This is a genomic window from Pseudomonas sp. 18173 (genome assembly GCF_050432945.1).
GTDB lineage: Bacteria > Pseudomonadota > Gammaproteobacteria > Pseudomonadales > Pseudomonadaceae > Aquipseudomonas.
On the sequence record NZ_JBKFTN010000022.1, the window covers coordinates 1 to 18,172 of the forward strand.

An 18,172-nucleotide genomic window follows, 5' to 3' on the forward strand; every position below is an offset into this window, starting at 1 on the left:
ATCTGCGTATGCAGGTAGGGGTTTTGTTTTTGTCCGCAGAAAAGCCGCGGCTACTGGATTTCTATGCAATAGCTCGGCGCGTGGCTATCATGCGGGCCTCATTGTGAGGCGAGACCTGCATGCTGACGTTGTTAAAGCTTCTTAAAGATGGCCGATTCCATTCGGGCCAAGCGCTGGGTGCTGCCCTGGGCGTCAGTCGTAGTGCCGTGTGGAAGCAGCTTCAGCATTTGGAGGCTGAGCTGGGTCTGTCTATTCATAAAGTTCGTGGACGCGGCTATCAATTGTCAGCGCCATTAGCGCTGCTCGATCCTTCTGAGATAAGTGCGCAGGCGCTTTCCTGCGACTGGCCCGTCCATGTCTACGACTCGATCGACTCCACGAACGCCGAGGCACTGCGTGCCGTAGAGCAGGGCCAGGCAGCACCCTTTCTTGTGCTTGCGGAGCGGCAGACGGCCGGGCGCGGGCGACGTGGTCGCAAATGGGTCAGTCCGTTCGCAGAAAACGTCTATTACAGCCTGGTGCTGCGTATCGATGGCGGGATGCGTCAGCTGGAGGGGCTGAGCCTTGTCGTTGGGCTCGCTGTTTTGCAGACGCTGCGTGAGCTCGGCATTGCATCCGCTGGATTGAAGTGGCCTAACGATGTACTTGTGGGCCAGAAAAAGATCGCGGGTATATTGCTCGAATTGGTGGGTGATCCCGCTGATGTGTGTCACGTGGTTCTCGGGGTGGGAATCAATGTGAACATGCAGTCCGCTGACGAGGTGGACCAGCAATGGACGTCCATGCGGCTCGAGTCTGGCAAATTGTTTGATCGCAACCAATTGGTCGCCCGGTTGGGGGAGATGCTGCAGCGATACCTGGAGCGTCATCAGGCGGGCGGCTTTTTGGCCATCCAGTCCGAGTGGGAGCAGAATCACCTGTGGCAGGGGCGCAGCGTGTCGTTGATTGCCGGTGTCAATCAAATTGATGGCGAGGTGCTTGGTATTGATGGCCAGGGCGCCTTGCGCCTGAAGGTGGATGGTGTGGAGAAAGTCTTCAGTGGTGGTGAATTGAGCCTGAGGTTGCGTGATGATTCTTGAGCTCGATTGTGGGAATAGTTTTATCAAGTGGCGCGTGCTGGCCGCAAATGCCGGACAGGTGCTTGGTGAGGGGGTCGTCGATTCCAACCTCGCATTGCTTGAGGGGTTGCGGGCGCTTACAGGGCTTGCTCTCACGTTTTGCCGGCTGGTGAGCGTCAGGACGGCGGAAGAGACCGGTGCACTGACGTCTTTGCTAAGGGAAACCTTTGATGTGCCGGTTGTGTGCGCAACGCCTGCGCGCGAAATGTCAGGTGTGCGCAATGGGTACGAGGAGTTTGAGCGGCTGGGTCTGGATCGGTGGCTGGCAATGCTTGGAGGCTTTCATCTGGCTTCAGGTGCGTGCCTGGTGCTCGACTTCGGTACGGCCGTGACTGCTGACTTTATCGCGGCGGATGGAGAGCACCTGGGTGGTTTCATCTGTCCGGGCATGCCGTTGATGCGCAACCAGTTGCGCACCCATACCCGCAAGATTCGTTATGGCGACCTGGCAGCTGAGCAGGCTCTGGAAAGTCTTGTTCCAGGTCGTGCGACTGTTGAGGCTGTAGAGCGCGGTTGTTTGCTGATGTTGCGTGGCTTCGTGCTGACTCAGCTCGAGTTGGCGCGCAGTTACTGGGGTGAGGACTTTGTCGTATTCCTCACAGGGGGGGATGCAAACCTGGTTTCCGAGGTCGTGCCTCAGGCCAGGGTGGTTCCGGACCTGGTGTTTGTCGGATTGGCCATGGCCTGTCCCTTGTCCTGAGGTTTTTATGCGTTGGTTGTTTCTGTTGCTGCTTGTCCTCAATGGCTTCTACTACATCTGGCATCAACAGGAGGCCCCGCTACGCGCGAAGGATGTCACGCCTTTGAGTCTGTATCGCGGGTCCCAGCAGGATATCCGTCTGTTGAGTGAGGCGGGGGAGGCGGCCAAGGACAAGGGCAAGGCAGCCCAGCCGGATTCCGGCTGTCTTTATCTGGGCGGTTTTACCCGTCAGGACGTGGCCCAGGGGCTTGAGCGCAGGTTGACTGGCATGGAAGTCAAGTTTCAGGCGTTGCCCCGGGGTGGCTCCGAAACTGCCGGTTATTGGCTGCGTGTGGCCCCGGAAAGCCGGCGCTGGCTGGACGATCTTCAGCTGATAAACCTTTCTAAAGAATTCAATGAGTTAAAACATAAAATAATGCCGTGCGAGGGGGTTGCACCCATCGAATAGTTTGCATAGAATGGCGCCCGCTCCACAGCGAACACCGGAAACGGTTAACGGTGTGAAGCGAGGTCAACGCAGCTAAGCTCAGGTTTTTAATGAGAAAAATGCTTGACAGAAGGCTGGCATGATGTAGAATGCCGGCTCGCTTAGGAGGGGTTCCCGAGCGGCCAAAGGGATCAGACTGTAAATCTGACGTCTACGACTTCGAAGGTTCGAATCCTTCCCCCTCCACCATTTTTAGCGAGAGCTGTAAGCCTCGCGGGTATAGTTTAGTGGTAGAACCTCAGCCTTCCAAGCTGATGATGCGGGTTCGATTCCCGCTACCCGCTCCAAGTTTACAGGTTTTGCACAGTGTTACGCTCTTGTAGCTCAGTTGGTAGAGCACACCCTTGGTAAGGGTGAGGTCAGCGGTTCAAATCCGCTCAAGAGCTCCATATAACAAGGCAGATATGAAAATATCTGCCTTTGTTTTAAGTGGTTCAGGTTGCCTTTGGTTGTTCGTGGTGATGGTGGTTGTAGCGCCGGCGCGGATGTCGTAACCAGGGCTCCAGAGTAAATTGTTGTAAAGTCTCCTTCAGGCCGGCATAATGGTCGGCCTGATTTTGTTTTAGGTCAGTAGCTCAATTGGCAGAGCGACGGTCTCCAAAACCGTAGGTTGGGGGTTCGATTCCCTCCTGACCTGCCAGATTCACTCGGTGTGTCTGGCTTTCTTTTCACAGGATCTTCATAGATGACTCCTAAAGCTGAAGCTCAAGGCTCTCGCTTCGATCTCCTCAAGTGGCTGGTAGTAGTCGCTCTGGTGATTGTTGGCGTTGTTGGAAATCAGTATTTCTCTGCTTCGCCGATCCTGTACCGCGTACTCGCATTGCTCGCCATTGCTGCTGTAGCTGCCTTTGTAGGCCTGCAGACTGCGAAGGGCAAGTCTTTCTTTGTACTGGTTAAGGAAGCTCGCACCGAGATTCGTAAAGTCGTGTGGCCAACTCGCCAAGAAACCACGCAGACCACCCTGATTGTGGTGGCTGTTGTTCTGGTTATGGCGTTGCTGTTGTGGGGGCTTGATTCCCTGCTCGGCTGGCTTGTTTCCTTGATCGTCGGCTAAGGGTGTCCCGTGGCTAAGCGTTGGTATGTTGTGCATGCTTACTCCGGTTACGAGAAGCATGTAATGCGCTCGCTGATCGAGCGCGTAAAGCTGGCTGGTATGGAAGATGGCTTCGGCGAGATTCTGGTTCCCACTGAAGAAGTGGTTGAAATGCGCAATGGCCAGAAGCGCAAAAGCGAACGCAAATTCTTCCCTGGTTACGTGCTGGTGCAGATGGATATGAACGAGGGTACTTGGCACTTGGTCAAGGATACTCCTCGGGTGATGGGTTTTATCGGCGGTACCGCCGACAAGCCTGCACCGATCACCGATAAAGAAGCAGAAGCGATTCTGCGCCGCGTTGCCGATGGTAGCGACAAGCCGAAGCCGAAGACGTTGTTCGAGCCGGGCGAATCGGTACGCGTCAATGACGGTCCGTTCGCGGACTTTACCGGTGTTGTTGAAGAAGTTAACTACGAAAAGAGCCGGATCCAGGTCGCAGTGCTCATTTTCGGTCGCTCTACTCCGGTGGAGCTCGAGTTCAGCCAGGTCGAAAAGGTCTAGTTGAACAAAAATCCCAACCCCGCAGCCGTAGGCTGTGGGGTTTTGTCGTCACTGGGATAAACGCGCAAGTAACCGGGGAGCCTCTCGAGGCGTTCGAACCCGTAATTGGAGTGCCTCATGGCCAAGAAGATTACCGCTTACATCAAGCTGCAAGTGAAGGCCGCTCAGGCTAACCCAAGCCCACCTGTTGGTCCTGCTCTGGGTCAGCACGGCGTGAACATCATGGAATTCTGCAAGGCTTTCAACGCCCGTACTCAGGGTCTTGAACCAGGTCTGCCGACTCCAGTGATCATCACTGTCTACAGCGACCGTAGCTTCACTTTCGAAACCAAATCCACCCCTGCTTCGGTTCTGCTGAAGAAGGCGGCCGGTCTGACCAGCGGTTCCGCTCGTCCGAACACCGTTAAGGTTGGCACCGTGACTCGTGCTCAGCTGGAAGAAATCGCGAAAACCAAAAACGCGGATCTGACTGCAGCTGATATGGAAGCAGCCGTGCGTACTATCGCCGGTTCTGCTCGTAGCATGGGCCTTAACGTGGAGGGTGTGTAATGGCTAAGCTGACCAAGCGTCAAAAGGCTATCGCCGGCAAAATCGAAGCAGGCAAGGCCTACAACTTTGTAGACGCCGCTGCTCTGCTGGCCGAGCTGTCGACAGTCAAGTTCAGCGAGTCGTTCGACGTAGCTGTAAACCTGGGTGTTGACCCGCGTAAATCCGACCAGGTCGTTCGTAGCGCTACCGTGCTGCCACACGGCACTGGCAAGACTGTTCGCGTTGCCGTGTTCACCCAGGGTCCAGCTGCTGAAGCCGCTCTGGCTGCCGGCGCTGATCGCGTAGGTATGGACGACCTGGCTGCCGAAATGAAAGGCGGCGACCTGAACTATGACGTAGTGATTGCATCCCCGGATGCCATGCGCGTTGTGGGTCAGTTGGGTCAGATCCTCGGTCCACGTGGTCTGATGCCTAACCCTAAAGTCGGCACCGTAACTCCAGACGTAGCTACCGCGGTTAAAAACGCCAAGGCTGGTCAGGTTCGTTATCGCACCGACAAAAACGGCATCATCCACACTTCCGTTGGCAAGATCGGCTTCGACGCCGTCAAGCTGAAGGAAAACGTTGAAGCCCTGATCGCTGATCTGAAGCGTATCAAGCCAGCTTCCTCGAAAGGCATTTACGTCAAGCGCGTCACCCTGAGCACCACTATGGGCCCAGGTCTGGTCATCGACCAAAGCTCGCTCGACGCGTAAGACACAAATTGGCGCAAGCGATTGCGCCAATTGAAAAATTGGGGTCCCTGCCTGGCGGGGGCTATCCAAGACCGTAGGCGACGCAAGTCTTAAACCACAAGCCTACGCAGATGGTGCTCCCGGTTCCTTACCGAATCAGACACCAAAACGACATCCGGTTTCGACCAGATGAAACGGTAACAAGCAGGAGTTAAACCCGTGGCAATTAAACTCGAAGACAAGAAGGCCATCGTCGCTGAAGTCAACGAGGCTGCCAAAGTCGCTCTGTCCGCTGTCGTGGCTGATGCCCGTGGCGTAACAGTAGGCGCGATGACCGGACTCCGTAAAGAGGCTCGTGAAGCTGGCGTTTACGTACGTGTCGTACGTAACACCCTGCTCAAGCGCGCTGTTGCTGACACTGAATTCAGTGTCCTCAACGACGTGTTCACCGGCCCTACCCTGATTGCGTTCTCCAAGGAACATCCAGGCGCTGCTGCCCGGATCTTCAAGGAATTCGCAAAGGGTCAGGACAAGTTCGAGATCAAGGCAGCTGCGTTCGAGGGCAAGTTCCTCGCAGCTAACCAAATCGACGTACTGGCAACTCTGCCGACCCGTGACGAAGCAATTTCTCAGCTGATGAGCGTGATTCAAGGCGCTACCAGCAAATTGGCTCGTACTCTGGCGGCAATTCGCGACCAGAAAGAAGCTGCTGCAGCCTAAGGCTCGTCAACTTCTCGCGTTTTTTGTTTTTTTCGATGGTCGCGTAGGCCGTCCCCAATATCAGGAATTAGATTCATGTCTATCTCTCAGAACGATATCCTTGAAGCAGTTGGCAACATGTCCGTAATGGAAGTTGTTGAGCTGATCAAAGCTTTCGAAGAAAAATTCGGTGTTACCGCTGCTGCTGCATCGGCTGGTCCAGCTGTTGCTGCTGCAGTTGCTGAAGAGCAAACCGAATTCAACGTCATGCTGACCGAAGCTGGCGAGAAGAAAGTTAACGTGATCAAGGCTGTACGTGAACTGACCGGTCTGGGCTTGAAAGAAGCCAAGGCTGTAGTTGACGGCGCACCTGCCATGGTTCTGGAAGCTGTTGCCAAAGACGCAGCTGACAAAGCCAAAGCAGCTCTGGAAGAAGCAGGCGCTAAAGTCGAGCTGAAGTAAGCATCGACTTTGCTCCTCCAGCCCGAGCGTTAAGCGACAGGCTGATGGCTGGTGGCTCTTGCCACCGGCCTTTTTCCGTTATTGGCAGCCGACTGGGTCGGTGCCGATAACGTGCTGTAACCACCCGATGCGGTGGCGCAAACCATGGGGTTTGCACGATTTTCTGGCTGCTCCCGTCGGGAGGGGCCAAACAAGCAGGTGACCAAGCTGGGGAACGCTGATGGCTTACTCATATACTGAGAAAAAACGTATCCGCAAGGACTTTAGCAAGTTGCCGGACGTCATGGATGTGCCGTACCTCCTGGCCATCCAGCTGGATTCGTATCGTGAATTCTTGCAAGCGGGAGCGACTAAAGATCAGTTCCGCGACGTGGGCCTGCATGCGGCCTTCAAATCCGTTTTCCCGATCATCAGCTACTCCGGCAATGCTGCGCTGGAGTACGTCGGATATCGTCTGGGCGAACCGGCATTTGATGTCAAAGAATGCGTATTGCGCGGTGTAACTTACGCCGTACCTTTGCGGGTAAAAGTGCGCCTGATCATTTTCGACAAAGAATCGTCGAACAAAGCGATCAAGGACATCAAAGAGCAAGAAGTCTACATGGGTGAAATTCCCCTGATGACTGAAAACGGTACCTTCGTAATCAATGGTACCGAGCGTGTAATCGTTTCCCAGCTGCACCGTTCCCCGGGCGTGTTCTTCGACCACGACCGTGGCAAGACGCACAGCTCCGGCAAACTGCTGTACTCCGCGCGCATCATTCCTTACCGCGGTTCGTGGCTGGACTTCGAGTTCGACCCGAAAGACTGCGTATTCGTGCGTATCGACCGTCGTCGCAAGCTGCCAGCCTCGGTACTGCTGCGCGCGCTGGGCTATACCACTGAAGAAGTGCTGGACGCGTTCTATACCACCAACGTATTCCACGTGAAGGGCGAAACCCTGAGCCTGGAGCTGGTGCCTCAGCGCCTGCGCGGTGAAATCGCTGTCCTCGATATTCAGGATGACAAAGGCAAGGTTATTGTCGAGCAAGGTCGTCGTATCACCGCTCGCCACATCAACCAGCTGGAAAAAGCCGGGATCAAAGAGCTGGATGTGCCTCTGGACTACGTCCTGGGTCGCACAACCGCCAAGGTCATCGTGCATCCGGCAACCGGCGAAATCCTGGCAGAGTGCAACACCGAGCTGAACACCGAGATCCTGGCGAAAATCGCCAAGGCCGGCGTTGTTCGCATCGAAACTCTGTACACCAACGATATCGACTGCGGTCCGTTCGTCTCCGACACCTTGAAGATCGACTCCACCAGCAACCAACTGGAAGCGCTGGTCGAGATCTATCGCATGATGCGTCCTGGCGAGCCGCCAACCAAAGACGCTGCCGAGACCCTGTTCAACAACCTGTTCTTCAGCCCTGAGCGCTATGACCTGTCTGCGGTCGGCCGGATGAAGTTCAACCGTCGTATCGGTCGTACCGAGATCGAAGGTTCGGGCGTGCTGTGCAAGGAAGACATCGTCGCGGTACTGAAGACCCTGGTCGACATCCGTAACGGTAAAGGCATCGTCGATGACATCGACCACCTGGGTAACCGTCGTGTTCGCTGCGTAGGCGAAATGGCCGAGAACCAGTTCCGCGTTGGCCTGGTACGTGTTGAGCGTGCGGTCAAAGAGCGTCTGTCGATGGCTGAAAGCGAAGGCCTGATGCCGCAAGACCTGATCAACGCCAAGCCAGTGGCTGCGGCGGTGAAAGAGTTCTTCGGTTCCAGCCAGCTGTCCCAGTTCATGGACCAGAACAACCCGCTGTCCGAGATCACCCACAAGCGTCGTGTCTCTGCACTCGGCCCTGGCGGTCTGACTCGTGAGCGCGCGGGCTTTGAAGTTCGTGACGTACACCCGACTCACTACGGTCGCGTATGCCCGATTGAAACGCCGGAAGGTCCGAACATCGGCCTGATCAACTCCCTGGCCGCTTATGCGCGCACCAACCAGTACGGCTTCCTCGAGAGCCCGTACCGCGTGGTGAAAGACGCTCTGGTCACCGACGAGATCGTGTTCCTGTCCGCCATCGAAGAAGCCGATCACGTGATCGCTCAGGCTTCGGCCACGATGAACGACAAGAAAGTCCTGATCGACGAGCTGGTAGCTGTTCGTCACCTGAACGAATTCACCGTCAAGGCGCCGGAAGACGTCACCTTGATGGACGTTTCGCCGAAGCAGGTAGTTTCGGTTGCTGCGTCGCTGATTCCGTTCCTCGAGCACGACGACGCCAACCGTGCGTTGATGGGTTCGAACATGCAGCGTCAAGCTGTACCGACCCTGCGTGCCGACAAGCCGCTGGTAGGTACCGGCATGGAGCGTAACGTAGCCCGTGACTCCGGCGTTTGCGTCGTGGCTCGTCGTGGCGGCGTGATCGACTCCGTCGACGCCAGCCGTATCGTGGTTCGTGTTGCCGATGACGAAGTTGAAACCGGTGAAGCCGGTGTCGACATCTACAACCTGACCAAATACACCCGCTCCAACCAGAACACCTGCATCAACCAGCGTCCGCTGGTGCGTAAGGGTGATCGGGTTCAGCGTAGCGACATCATGGCCGACGGCCCGTCCACCGACATGGGTGAACTGGCACTGGGTCAGAACATGCGCATCGCGTTCATGGCATGGAACGGCTTCAACTTCGAAGACTCCATCTGCCTGTCCGAGCGTGTGGTTCAGGAAGACCGTTTCACCACGATCCACATCCAGGAACTGACCTGTGTGGCCCGTGACACCAAGCTTGGCCCAGAGGAAATCACTGCCGACATCCCGAACGTGGGTGAAGCGGCACTGAACAAGCTGGACGAAGCCGGTATCGTTTACGTAGGTGCTGAAGTTGGCGCAGGCGACATCCTGGTCGGTAAGGTCACTCCGAAAGGCGAGACCCAGCTGACTCCGGAAGAAAAACTGCTGCGTGCGATCTTCGGTGAAAAAGCCAGCGACGTTAAAGACACCTCCCTGCGTGTACCTACCGGTACCAAAGGTACTGTCATCGACGTACAGGTCTTCACCCGCGACGGCGTTGAGCGTGACGCTCGTGCCCTGTCGATCGAGAAGTCCCAGCTGGACGAGATCCGCAAGGACCTGAACGAAGAGTTCCGTATCGTTGAAGGTGCTACTTTCGAACGTCTGCGTTCCGCTCTGGTCGGCCACAAAGCCGAAGGCGGCGCCGGTCTGAAGAAAGGCCAGGACATCACCGACGAAGTTCTCGACGGTCTTGAGCACGGCCAGTGGTTCAAACTGCGCATGGCTGAAGATGCTCTGAACGAGCAGCTCGAGAAGGCCCAGGCCTACATCGTTGATCGTCGCCGTCTGCTGGACGACAAGTTCGAAGACAAGAAGCGCAAACTGCAGCAGGGCGATGACCTGGCTCCAGGCGTGCTGAAAATCGTCAAGGTTTACCTGGCAATCCGTCGTCGCATCCAGCCGGGCGACAAGATGGCCGGTCGTCACGGTAACAAGGGTGTGGTCTCCGTGATCATGCCGGTTGAAGACATGCCGCACGATGCCAATGGCACCCCGGTCGACGTGGTCCTCAACCCGTTGGGCGTACCTTCGCGTATGAACGTCGGTCAGATCCTTGAAACCCACCTGGGCCTCGCGGCCAAAGGTCTGGGCGAGAAGATCAACCGCATGGTTGAAGAGCAGCGCAAGGTTGCCGAGCTGCGCAAGTTCCTGCACGAGATCTACAACGAGATCGGCGGTCGTCAGGAAAGCCTCGATGACTTCTCGGACCAGGAAATCCTGGACCTGGCTCAAAACCTGCGTGGCGGCGTTCCAATGGCCACTCCAGTGTTCGACGGCGCCAAGGAAAGCGAAATCAAGGCCATGCTGAAACTGGCGGACCTGCCAGAAAGCGGCCAGATGCAGCTGACCGACGGCCGTACCGGCAACAAGTTCGAGCGCCCGGTTACCGTTGGCTACATGTACATGCTGAAGCTGAACCACTTGGTAGACGACAAGATGCACGCTCGTTCTACCGGTTCGTACAGCCTGGTTACCCAGCAGCCGCTGGGTGGTAAGGCGCAGTTCGGTGGTCAGCGTTTCGGGGAGATGGAGGTCTGGGCACTGGAAGCATACGGTGCCGCTTACACTCTGCAAGAAATGCTCACAGTGAAGTCGGACGATGTGAACGGCCGTACCAAGATGTACAAAAACATCGTGGATGGCGATCACCGTATGGAGCCGGGCATGCCCGAGTCCTTCAACGTGTTGATCAAGGAAATTCGTTCCCTCGGCATCGATATCGATCTGGAAACCGAATAACACGTGACGCGAATCGAGAGCGGGGCAGGATTGCCCGCTCTCTGCTCCGCCAGGAGGAAAGGCCTTGAAAGACCTACTGAATTTGCTGAAAAACCAGGGTCAAGTCGAAGAGTTCGACGCCATCCGTATCGGATTGGCATCGCCTGAGATGATCCGTTCGTGGTCGTTCGGTGAAGTTAAAAAGCCGGAAACCATCAACTACCGTACGTTCAAACCTGAGCGTGACGGCCTGTTCTGCGCCAAGATCTTTGGCCCGGTAAAGGATTACGAGTGCCTGTGCGGTAAGTACAAGCGCTTGAAGCACCGTGGCGTAATCTGCGAGAAGTGCGGCGTTGAAGTCGCGCTGGCAAAAGTTCGTCGTGAGCGCATGGCGCACATCGAACTGGCCTCGCCGGTTGCTCACATCTGGTTCCTGAAATCGCTGCCGTCCCGTATCGGCTTGCTGATGGACATGACCCTGCGTGATATCGAGCGCGTTCTCTACTTCGAGAGCTACGTCGTTATCGATCCAGGCATGACCACCCTTGAAAAAGGTCAGCTGCTGAACGATGAGCAGTACTTCGAAGCGCTGGAAGAGTTCGGCGACGATTTCGATGCCCGCATGGGTGCTGAAGCTGTCCGCGAACTGCTGCACGCTATCGACCTGGAGCACGAGATTGGCCGTCTGCGTGAAGAGATTCCGCAAACCAACTCCGAAACCAAGATCAAGAAGCTGTCCAAGCGTCTGAAGTTAATGGAAGCCTTCCAGGGTTCCGGCAACCTGCCAGAGTGGATGGTGCTGACCGTTCTGCCGGTTCTGCCGCCAGATCTGCGTCCACTGGTCCCGCTGGATGGCGGTCGCTTCGCGACTTCCGACCTCAACGATCTTTATCGTCGAGTGATCAACCGTAACAACCGTTTGAAGCGCCTGCTGGATCTGTCCGCTCCGGACATCATCGTGCGCAACGAAAAGCGTATGTTGCAGGAAGCCGTCGACGCACTGCTCGACAACGGTCGTCGTGGCCGCGCTATCACCGGTTCCAACAAGCGTCCTCTGAAATCCCTGGCTGACATGATCAAGGGTAAGCAGGGTCGTTTCCGTCAGAACTTGCTCGGTAAGCGTGTTGACTACTCCGGCCGTTCGGTAATTACCGTAGGTCCGACCCTGCGTCTGCACCAGTGCGGTCTGCCGAAGAAGATGGCTCTCGAGCTGTTCAAGCCGTTCATTTTCGGCAAGCTGGAAATGCGTGGTCTGGCGACCACCATCAAGGCTGCCAAGAAGATGGTCGAGCGCGAGCTGCCAGAGGTTTGGGACGTTCTCGCTGAAGTAATTCGCGAACACCCGGTTCTTCTCAACCGTGCACCGACCCTTCACCGTCTGGGCATCCAGGCGTTTGAACCGGTACTGATCGAAGGTAAGGCTATCCAGCTGCACCCTCTGGTCTGCGCCGCGTACAACGCCGACTTCGACGGCGACCAAATGGCCGTGCACGTACCGCTGACGCTGGAAGCCCAGCTGGAAGCGCGTGCGTTGATGATGTCGACCAACAACATCCTGTCGCCAGCCAACGGTGAGCCAATCATCGTTCCGTCGCAGGACGTTGTATTGGGTCTGTACTACATGACGCGTGAAGCGATCAACGCCAAGGGCGAAGGTCGTGTGTTCGCGGATCTGCAGGAAGTTGACCGTGTGTTCCGTGCCGGCGAAGCCGCACTGCACGCCAAGGTCAAAGTCCGGATCAACGAAACCGTCAACGACCGTGACGGCGGCAGCGTGACCAACACCCGTATCGTCGACACCACTGTCGGCCGTGCGCTGTTGTTCCAGGTTGTGCCAAAAGGTCTGTCGTACGACGTCGTCAACCTGCCGATGAAGAAAAAGGCGATCTCCAAGCTGATCAACCAGTGCTACCGCGTGGTTGGTCTGAAAGAGACCGTGATCTTCGCTGACCAGTTGATGTACACCGGTTTTGCCTATTCGACCATTTCCGGCGTTTCCATCGGTGTTAACGACTTCGTTATCCCGGATGAAAAAGCCCGCATCATCGGTGCTGCCACCGACGAAGTGAAAGAGATCGAAAGTCAGTACGCCTCCGGCCTGGTAACCCAGGGCGAGAAGTACAACAAAGTGATCGACCTTTGGTCGAAAGCGAACGACGAAGTTTCCAAGGCGATGATGGCCAACCTCTCGAAAGAGAAAGTCATCGACCGTCATGGCGACGAAGTCGACCAAGAGTCTTTCAACTCGATGTACATGATGGCCGACTCGGGTGCGCGGGGTTCCGCAGCACAGATTCGTCAGCTGGCCGGTATGCGTGGCCTGATGGCCAAGCCGGACGGTTCCATCATTGAAACGCCGATTACTGCGAACTTCCGTGAAGGTCTGAGCGTACTCCAGTACTTCATCTCGACTCACGGTGCTCGTAAAGGTCTGGCGGATACCGCGTTGAAAACCGCTAACTCCGGTTACCTGACTCGTCGTCTGGTAGACGTGGCGCAGGATCTGGTTGTAACCGAGATCGATTGCGGCACCGAACACGGTCTGCTGATGACTCCGCACATTGAAGGCGGTGACGTTGTAGAGCCGTTGGGTGAGCGCGTATTGGGTCGTGTTATCGCCCGTGACGTATTCAAGCCAGGTACCGAGGACGTCATCGTTCCTGCCGGCACCCTGGTAGACGAGAAGTGGGTCGAGTTCATCGAGCTGAACAGCATCGACGAAGTGATCGTGCGTTCGCCGATCAGCTGCGAAACCCGCTACGGCATTTGCGCCAAGTGCTACGGCCGCGATCTGGCTCGTGGTCACCAGGTGAACATCGGTGAAGCGGTCGGCGTTATCGCTGCCCAGTCCATCGGTGAGCCGGGTACCCAGCTGACGATGCGTACGTTCCACATCGGTGGTGCGGCAAGCCGGACCTCCGCAGCCGACAGCGTTCAGGTGAAGAATGGCGGTACCGTCCGTCTGCACAACCTGAAACACGTTGAGCGAGTGGACGGTCACCTGGTTGCCGTGTCCCGTTCCGGTGAGCTGGCCATCGCTGATGACTTCGGTCGTGAGCGTGAGCGTTACAAGCTGCCGTACGGTGCCGTGATTTCGGTTAAAGAAGGTGACAAGGTCGACGCTGGCGCAATCGTGGCCAAGTGGGATCCGCACACTCACCCGATCGTTACCGAAATGAAAGGTACCGTGACCTACGTGGGCATGGAAGAAGGCATCACGATCAAGCGTCAGACTGACGAATTGACCGGTATGACCAACATTGAAGTACTCGACGCCAAAGATCGTCCAGCTGCCGGCAAGGACATCCGTCCAGCCGTGAAGATGGTCGACGACAACGGCAAGGATCTGTTGCTGCCAGGCACTGACGTTATCGCTCAGTACTTCCTGCCAGCCAACGCCCTGGTCGGTGTAGCGGACGGTGCGAAGATCGCGATCGGTGATGTTATCGCTCGTATCCCGCAAGAAACTTCGAAGACCCGTGACATCACCGGTGGTCTGCCGCGTGTTGCCGACCTGTTCGAAGCCCGTCGTCCGAAGGAAGCGTCGATTCTGGCTGAAGTCAGCGGCACCATCGCGTTCGGTAAAGAGACCAAGGGCAAGCGCCGTCTGGTCATTACCCCGAACGACGGTAGCGATCCGTACGAAGAGCTGATTCCGAAGTGGCGTCACCTGAACGTGTTCGAAGGCGAACAGGTAAACCGCGGCGAAGTTATCTCCGACGGTCCGAGCGATCCACACGACATCCTGCGTCTGCTGGGTGTGAGTGCGCTGGCCAAGTACATCGTCAACGAGATCCAGGACGTTTACCGTCTGCAAGGCGTGAAGATCAACGACAAGCACATCGAGACCATCCTGCGTCAGATGCTGCGTAAAGTTGAAATCGCTGAATCCGGCGATTCCAGTTTCATCAAGGGCGACCAGATGGAATTGACTCACGTTCTGGTAGAGAACGAGCGTTTGAGCAACGAAGACAAATTTGTCTCCAAGTTCACTCGCGTTCTGCTGGGTATCACCAAGGCGTCGTTGTCCACCGAATCGTTCATCTCGGCGGCTTCCTTCCAGGAAACCACTCGCGTACTGACCGAAGCGGCGGTAACCGGCAAGCGCGATTACCTGCGCGGCCTGAAAGAAAACGTGGTCGTGGGTCGTCTGATCCCGGCTGGTACCGGCCTGGCCTATCACAGCGAGCGTAAGCGTCGCCGTGATGCAGACAAGCCGTTGCGCGTAAGCGCCAGTGAAGTGGAAGCTGCACTGACCGAAGCGCTGAACTCGAGCGGTAACTGAGTTCTGCGGTAAATGAGTGTGAGGCCCTGGTCGCTCCGTTCATCGAATCGAGACAAATTGTCGAGATTGGATGAGCGGGGAGGGCGGGGCCTTGCCTTGACTGGGGACAAGATCCTCTTTAGACTCTTGTACCCCTAAATTTGGCGGGAACTCGTTCCTGCCATTTTGCTTTTCTTGCAAGACAATAGCGTCGCAAGACAACAGTGGAGCTAGTAGATGGCAACTATCAACCAGCTGGTACGTCAGCCGCGTAAGCGTATCGTCGAGAAATCCGACGTGCCTGCGCTGCAGAACTGCCCGCAACGCCGTGGCGTGTGCACCCGTGTGTACACCACCACGCCGAAAAAACCTAACTCGGCACTGCGTAAAGTATGCCGTGTGCGTCTGACCAACGGTTTCGAGGTTTCCTCGTACATCGGTGGTGAAGGCCACAACCTGCAAGAGCACAGCGTGGTACTGATCCGCGGCGGTCGTGTAAAAGACTTGCCAGGTGTTCGTTACCACACCGTTCGCGGTTCGTTGGATACTTCCGGTGTTAAAGGTCGTAACCAGGGTCGTTCGAAGTACGGTACCAAGCGTCCGAAGTAATCGGCCGTTTTGCAGTTTTTAATTTTATTGAGTCGATAAGAGTAAGGTCGGGCACGTATCCACAGGATCTGTCCCGGGCTAACCTGAAGACCGTTTGAGGGCTTATCAATGCCAAGACGTCGCGTAGCAGCCAAGCGTGAGATTCTGGACGATCCGAAATACGGAAGCCAAATCCTCGCCAAATTCATGAACCACGTAATGGAAAGCGGCAAGAAAGCCGTTGCCGAGCGTATCGTTTATGGTGCCCTGGATACCGTGAAGGCTCGTAAGGCCGGCACCGATCCCCTGGAACTCTTCGAAAAAGCACTCGACGCCATCGCTCCGCTGGTCGAAGTGAAGTCGCGCCGCGTTGGTGGTGCTACTTACCAGGTTCCGGTCGAGGTTCGTCCTTCCCGTCGTAACGCTCTGGCAATGCGCTGGCTGGTAGACTTCGCCCGTAAGCGTGGCGAGAAGTCCATGGCTCTGCGTTTGGCTGGCGAACTGTTGGACGCCGCTGAAGGTAAAGGTGCTGCAGTTAAGAAGCGTGAAGACGTGCACCGTATGGCTGAAGCCAACAAGGCTTTCTCGCACTACCGCTTCTAATTCTAGCGTCACTCATTTTGCGAGGGCTTTATGGCTCGTACTACACCGATTAATCGCTACCGTAACATCGGTATCGTTGCTCACGTGGATGCTGGTAAAACCACCACCACCGAGCGCGTCCTTTTTTACACTGGCAAAAGCCACAAGATGGGCGAAGTGCACGACGGTGCTGCGACCACTGACTGGATGGTTCAGGAGCAGGAGCGTGGTATTACCATTACTTCTGCTGCCATTACCGCCTTCTGGCAGGGTTCCGCCAAGCAGCACAAGGACCAGTACCGCTTCAACGTCATCGATACCCCGGGTCACGTAGACTTCACTATTGAAGTTGAACGTTCCCTGCGTGTACTCGACGGCGCGGTCGTTGTGTTCTGCGGCACTTCCGGCGTTGAGCCTCAGTCCGAAACCGTATGGCGTCAAGCCAACAAGTACGGTGTTCCACGTATCGTTTACGTGAACAAGATGGACCGTGCCGGTGCTAACTTCCTGCGTGTGATCGCTCAGATCAAGCAGCGTCTGGGTCACACTCCGGTGCCGATCCAGTTGGCTATCGGTTCCGAAGACAACTTCCAGGGTCAGATCGATCTGATGACCATGGAAGCGGTTTACTGGAACGACGCTGACAAGGGCATGACTCCACGTCGCGAAGCTATCCCTGCTGAACTGCAGGAACTGGCTGAAGAGTGGCGCAACAACATGGTAGAGGCTGCGGCCGAAGCCAGCGAAGAGCTGATGAACAAGTACCTCGAGGGTGAAGAGCTCTCCATCGAGGAAATCAAGGGCGCCCTGCGTCAGCGTACTATCGCTGGTGAGATCGTTCTGGCTGTTTGCGGTTCTTCCTTCAAGAACAAGGGCGTTCCCCTGGTTCTCGACGCCGTTATCGACTACCTGCCGGCTCCGACCGACATTCCTGCCATCAAGGGTACCGACCCGGATGACGAGGAAAAGCAAATGGAGCGTCATGCAGACGACAACGAGCCGTTCTCGGCTCTGGCGTTCAAGATCGCTACCGACCCATTCGTGGGTACCTTGACCTTCGTCCGCGTTTACTCGGGCGTGTTGGCCTCCGGCGACGGCGTGATCAACTCGGTCAAAGGCAAGAAAGAGCGCGTGGGTCGTATGGTGCAAATGCACGCAAACGCCCGTGAAGAGATCAAGGAAGTACGCGCTGGTGACATCGCGGCCCTGATCGGCATGAAGGATGTCACCACTGGTGAAACCTTGTGCAACGCTGACAAGCCAATCATCCTGGTTCGCATGGACTTCCCGGAGCCGGTTATTTCGGTTGCCGTAGAGCCTAAGACCAAGGATGACCAGGAAAAAATGGGTATCGCTCTGGGCAAACTTGCTCAGGAAGACCCGTCTTTCCGCGTCAAGACTGATGAAGAGACTGGTCAAACGATCATCTCCGGCATGGGCGAGCTGCACCTGGACATCCTGGTTGACCGGATGCGCCGTGAGTTCAACGTCGAAGCCAACATCGGTAAACCTCAGGTTTCGTATCGTGAGCGCATCACGAAGAACTGCGAAATCGAAGGCAAGTTCGTTCGTCAGTCCGGCGGTCGTGGCCAGTTCGGTCATTGCTGGATTCGCTTTGCTCCTGCTGACGAAGGTCAGGAAGGTCTGCAATTCCTGAACGAAGTAGTGGGTGGTGTGGTTCCTAAGGAATACATCCCGGCTATCCAGAAGGGTATCGAAGAGCAGATGAAGAACGGCGTTGTTGCCGGCTATCCGCTGATCGGCCTGAAGGCTACCGTGTTTGATGGTTCTTACCACGACGTCGACTCGAACGAGATGGCGTTTAAGGTGGCTGCTTCCATGGCGACCAAGCAACTGGCCCAGAAGGGCGGCGGTGAGTTGCTTGAGCCGATCATGGCGGTAGAGGTTGTTACGCCTGAAGACTATATGGGTGACGTGATGGGCGACCTTAACCGTCGTCGCGGCATGATCTTGGGTATGGAAGACACGGTCTCCGGCAAAGTAATTCGTGCCGAAGTTCCGCTGGGCGAGATGTTCGGTTATGCGACCGACGTTCGTTCCATGTCCCAGGGTCGCGCAAGCTACTCTATGGAATTCAAAAAATACAATACGGCTCCGTCGCACATCGTCGAAACCGTTACCAAAAAACAAGGCTGATTCAGTCCTTTAGGCAAGGAGT

At 56.2% G+C, this 18,172-nt stretch carries 14 protein-coding genes and 4 tRNA genes; all 18 read left to right on the forward strand.

Features of this window, described 5'->3' with window-relative positions; genetic code table 11:
• Nucleotides 1–119: 119 nt before the first annotated feature.
• The 18 genes from birA to fusA all read left to right on the forward strand — a co-directional run bounded on the left by birA (nucleotide 120) and on the right by fusA (nucleotide 18,150).
• Nucleotides 120–1,079 (forward strand): bifunctional biotin--[acetyl-CoA-carboxylase] ligase/biotin operon repressor BirA, encoded by a 960-nt coding sequence (gene birA, locus ACLD1X_RS22275; protein WP_429371365.1) that lies wholly within the window; start codon nucleotides 120–122, stop codon nucleotides 1,077–1,079.
• Nucleotides 1,069–1,818: a pantothenate kinase gene (locus tag ACLD1X_RS22280; protein ID WP_429371367.1), complete on the forward strand. Its 750-nt coding sequence runs from the start codon at nucleotides 1,069–1,071 to the stop codon at nucleotides 1,816–1,818. The genes birA and ACLD1X_RS22280 overlap by 11 nt, the downstream gene beginning before the upstream one ends.
• Nucleotides 1,819–1,825: 7 nt before the next feature.
• Nucleotides 1,826–2,266 carry a hypothetical protein gene (locus ACLD1X_RS22285; RefSeq protein ID WP_429371369.1) on the forward strand — a complete coding sequence of 147 codons (441 nt, stop codon included), beginning with the start codon at nucleotides 1,826–1,828 and terminating at the stop codon, nucleotides 2,264–2,266.
• 143 nt (nucleotides 2,267–2,409) lie between these two features.
• A tRNA-Tyr gene (locus ACLD1X_RS22290) sits at nucleotides 2,410–2,494 on the forward strand.
• A gap of 24 nt (nucleotides 2,495–2,518) precedes the next feature.
• A tRNA-Gly gene (locus ACLD1X_RS22295) sits at nucleotides 2,519–2,592 on the forward strand.
• A 26-nt stretch (nucleotides 2,593–2,618) separates the two neighbouring features.
• Nucleotides 2,619–2,694 (forward strand) — tRNA-Thr (locus tag ACLD1X_RS22300).
• Nucleotides 2,695–2,869: 175 nt separating this feature from the next.
• A tRNA-Trp gene (locus ACLD1X_RS22305) sits at nucleotides 2,870–2,945 on the forward strand.
• A gap of 45 nt (nucleotides 2,946–2,990) precedes the next feature.
• Complete coding sequence (gene secE, locus ACLD1X_RS22310) at nucleotides 2,991–3,359, forward strand: preprotein translocase subunit SecE (protein WP_008018201.1); 369 nt, start codon at nucleotides 2,991–2,993, stop codon at nucleotides 3,357–3,359.
• A 9-nt stretch (nucleotides 3,360–3,368) separates the two neighbouring features.
• Nucleotides 3,369–3,902 carry a transcription termination/antitermination protein NusG gene (gene nusG / locus ACLD1X_RS22315; protein ID WP_007984405.1) on the forward strand — a complete coding sequence of 178 codons (534 nt, stop codon included), beginning with the start codon at nucleotides 3,369–3,371 and terminating at the stop codon, nucleotides 3,900–3,902.
• A gap of 117 nt (nucleotides 3,903–4,019) precedes the next feature.
• Nucleotides 4,020–4,451, forward strand: coding sequence for a 50S ribosomal protein L11 (gene rplK, locus ACLD1X_RS22320; RefSeq protein WP_007933726.1), 432 nt, complete (start codon nucleotides 4,020–4,022; stop codon nucleotides 4,449–4,451).
• Nucleotides 4,451–5,146, forward strand: coding sequence for a 50S ribosomal protein L1 (rplA, locus tag ACLD1X_RS22325; RefSeq protein WP_003186095.1), 696 nt, complete (start codon nucleotides 4,451–4,453; stop codon nucleotides 5,144–5,146). Before rplK ends, rplA begins: the two co-directional genes overlap by 1 nt.
• Before the next feature lie 198 nt (nucleotides 5,147–5,344).
• Nucleotides 5,345–5,845: a 50S ribosomal protein L10 gene (gene rplJ, locus ACLD1X_RS22330; RefSeq protein ID WP_007970413.1), complete on the forward strand. Its 501-nt coding sequence runs from the start codon at nucleotides 5,345–5,347 to the stop codon at nucleotides 5,843–5,845.
• A 75-nt stretch (nucleotides 5,846–5,920) separates the two neighbouring features.
• Nucleotides 5,921–6,286 carry a 50S ribosomal protein L7/L12 gene (gene rplL / locus ACLD1X_RS22335; RefSeq protein ID WP_007970414.1) on the forward strand — a complete coding sequence of 122 codons (366 nt, stop codon included), beginning with the start codon at nucleotides 5,921–5,923 and terminating at the stop codon, nucleotides 6,284–6,286.
• 220 nt (nucleotides 6,287–6,506) lie between these two features.
• Entirely contained in the window at nucleotides 6,507–10,580 is a 4,074-nt protein-coding gene (gene rpoB / locus ACLD1X_RS22340) for a DNA-directed RNA polymerase subunit beta (protein ID WP_008018199.1), read from the forward strand.
• Between the two features lie 64 nt (nucleotides 10,581–10,644).
• Nucleotides 10,645–14,844 (forward strand): DNA-directed RNA polymerase subunit beta', encoded by a 4,200-nt coding sequence (gene rpoC, locus ACLD1X_RS22345; protein WP_429371374.1) that lies wholly within the window; start codon nucleotides 10,645–10,647, stop codon nucleotides 14,842–14,844.
• 216 nt (nucleotides 14,845–15,060) lie between these two features.
• The gene (gene rpsL, locus ACLD1X_RS22350) at nucleotides 15,061–15,432 is read left to right on the forward strand and encodes a 30S ribosomal protein S12 (protein WP_003186084.1); all 372 of its coding nucleotides are present in this window, start codon (nucleotides 15,061–15,063) and stop codon (nucleotides 15,430–15,432) included.
• Between the two features lie 108 nt (nucleotides 15,433–15,540).
• Nucleotides 15,541–16,014: a 30S ribosomal protein S7 gene (gene rpsG, locus ACLD1X_RS22355; protein ID WP_007970418.1), complete on the forward strand. Its 474-nt coding sequence runs from the start codon at nucleotides 15,541–15,543 to the stop codon at nucleotides 16,012–16,014.
• Between the two features lie 30 nt (nucleotides 16,015–16,044).
• Entirely contained in the window at nucleotides 16,045–18,150 is a 2,106-nt protein-coding gene (gene fusA, locus ACLD1X_RS22360) for an elongation factor G (protein WP_007970420.1), read from the forward strand.
• Nucleotides 18,151–18,172: the final 22 nt, after the last annotated feature.

What these genes read in the sequence shown, in the direction of transcription:
- birA (WP_429371365.1), top strand. Translation starts at nt 120, where the DNA reads ATGCTGACGTTGTTAAAGCTTCTTAAAGATGGCCGATTCCATTCGGGC.
- ACLD1X_RS22280 (WP_429371367.1), top strand. Translation starts at nt 1,069, where the DNA reads ATGATTCTTGAGCTCGATTGTGGGAATAGTTTTATCAAGTGGCGCGTG.
- ACLD1X_RS22285 (WP_429371369.1), top strand. Translation starts at nt 1,826, where the DNA reads ATGCGTTGGTTGTTTCTGTTGCTGCTTGTCCTCAATGGCTTCTACTAC.
- secE (WP_008018201.1), top strand. Translation starts at nt 2,991, where the DNA reads ATGACTCCTAAAGCTGAAGCTCAAGGCTCTCGCTTCGATCTCCTCAAG.
- rplK (WP_007933726.1), top strand. Translation starts at nt 4,020, where the DNA reads ATGGCCAAGAAGATTACCGCTTACATCAAGCTGCAAGTGAAGGCCGCT.
- rplA (WP_003186095.1), top strand. Translation starts at nt 4,451, where the DNA reads ATGGCTAAGCTGACCAAGCGTCAAAAGGCTATCGCCGGCAAAATCGAA.
- rplL (WP_007970414.1), top strand. Translation starts at nt 5,921, where the DNA reads ATGTCTATCTCTCAGAACGATATCCTTGAAGCAGTTGGCAACATGTCC.
- rpoB (WP_008018199.1), top strand. Translation starts at nt 6,507, where the DNA reads ATGGCTTACTCATATACTGAGAAAAAACGTATCCGCAAGGACTTTAGC.
- rpsL (WP_003186084.1), top strand. Translation starts at nt 15,061, where the DNA reads ATGGCAACTATCAACCAGCTGGTACGTCAGCCGCGTAAGCGTATCGTC.
- rpsG (WP_007970418.1), top strand. Translation starts at nt 15,541, where the DNA reads ATGCCAAGACGTCGCGTAGCAGCCAAGCGTGAGATTCTGGACGATCCG.
- fusA (WP_007970420.1), top strand. Translation starts at nt 16,045, where the DNA reads ATGGCTCGTACTACACCGATTAATCGCTACCGTAACATCGGTATCGTT.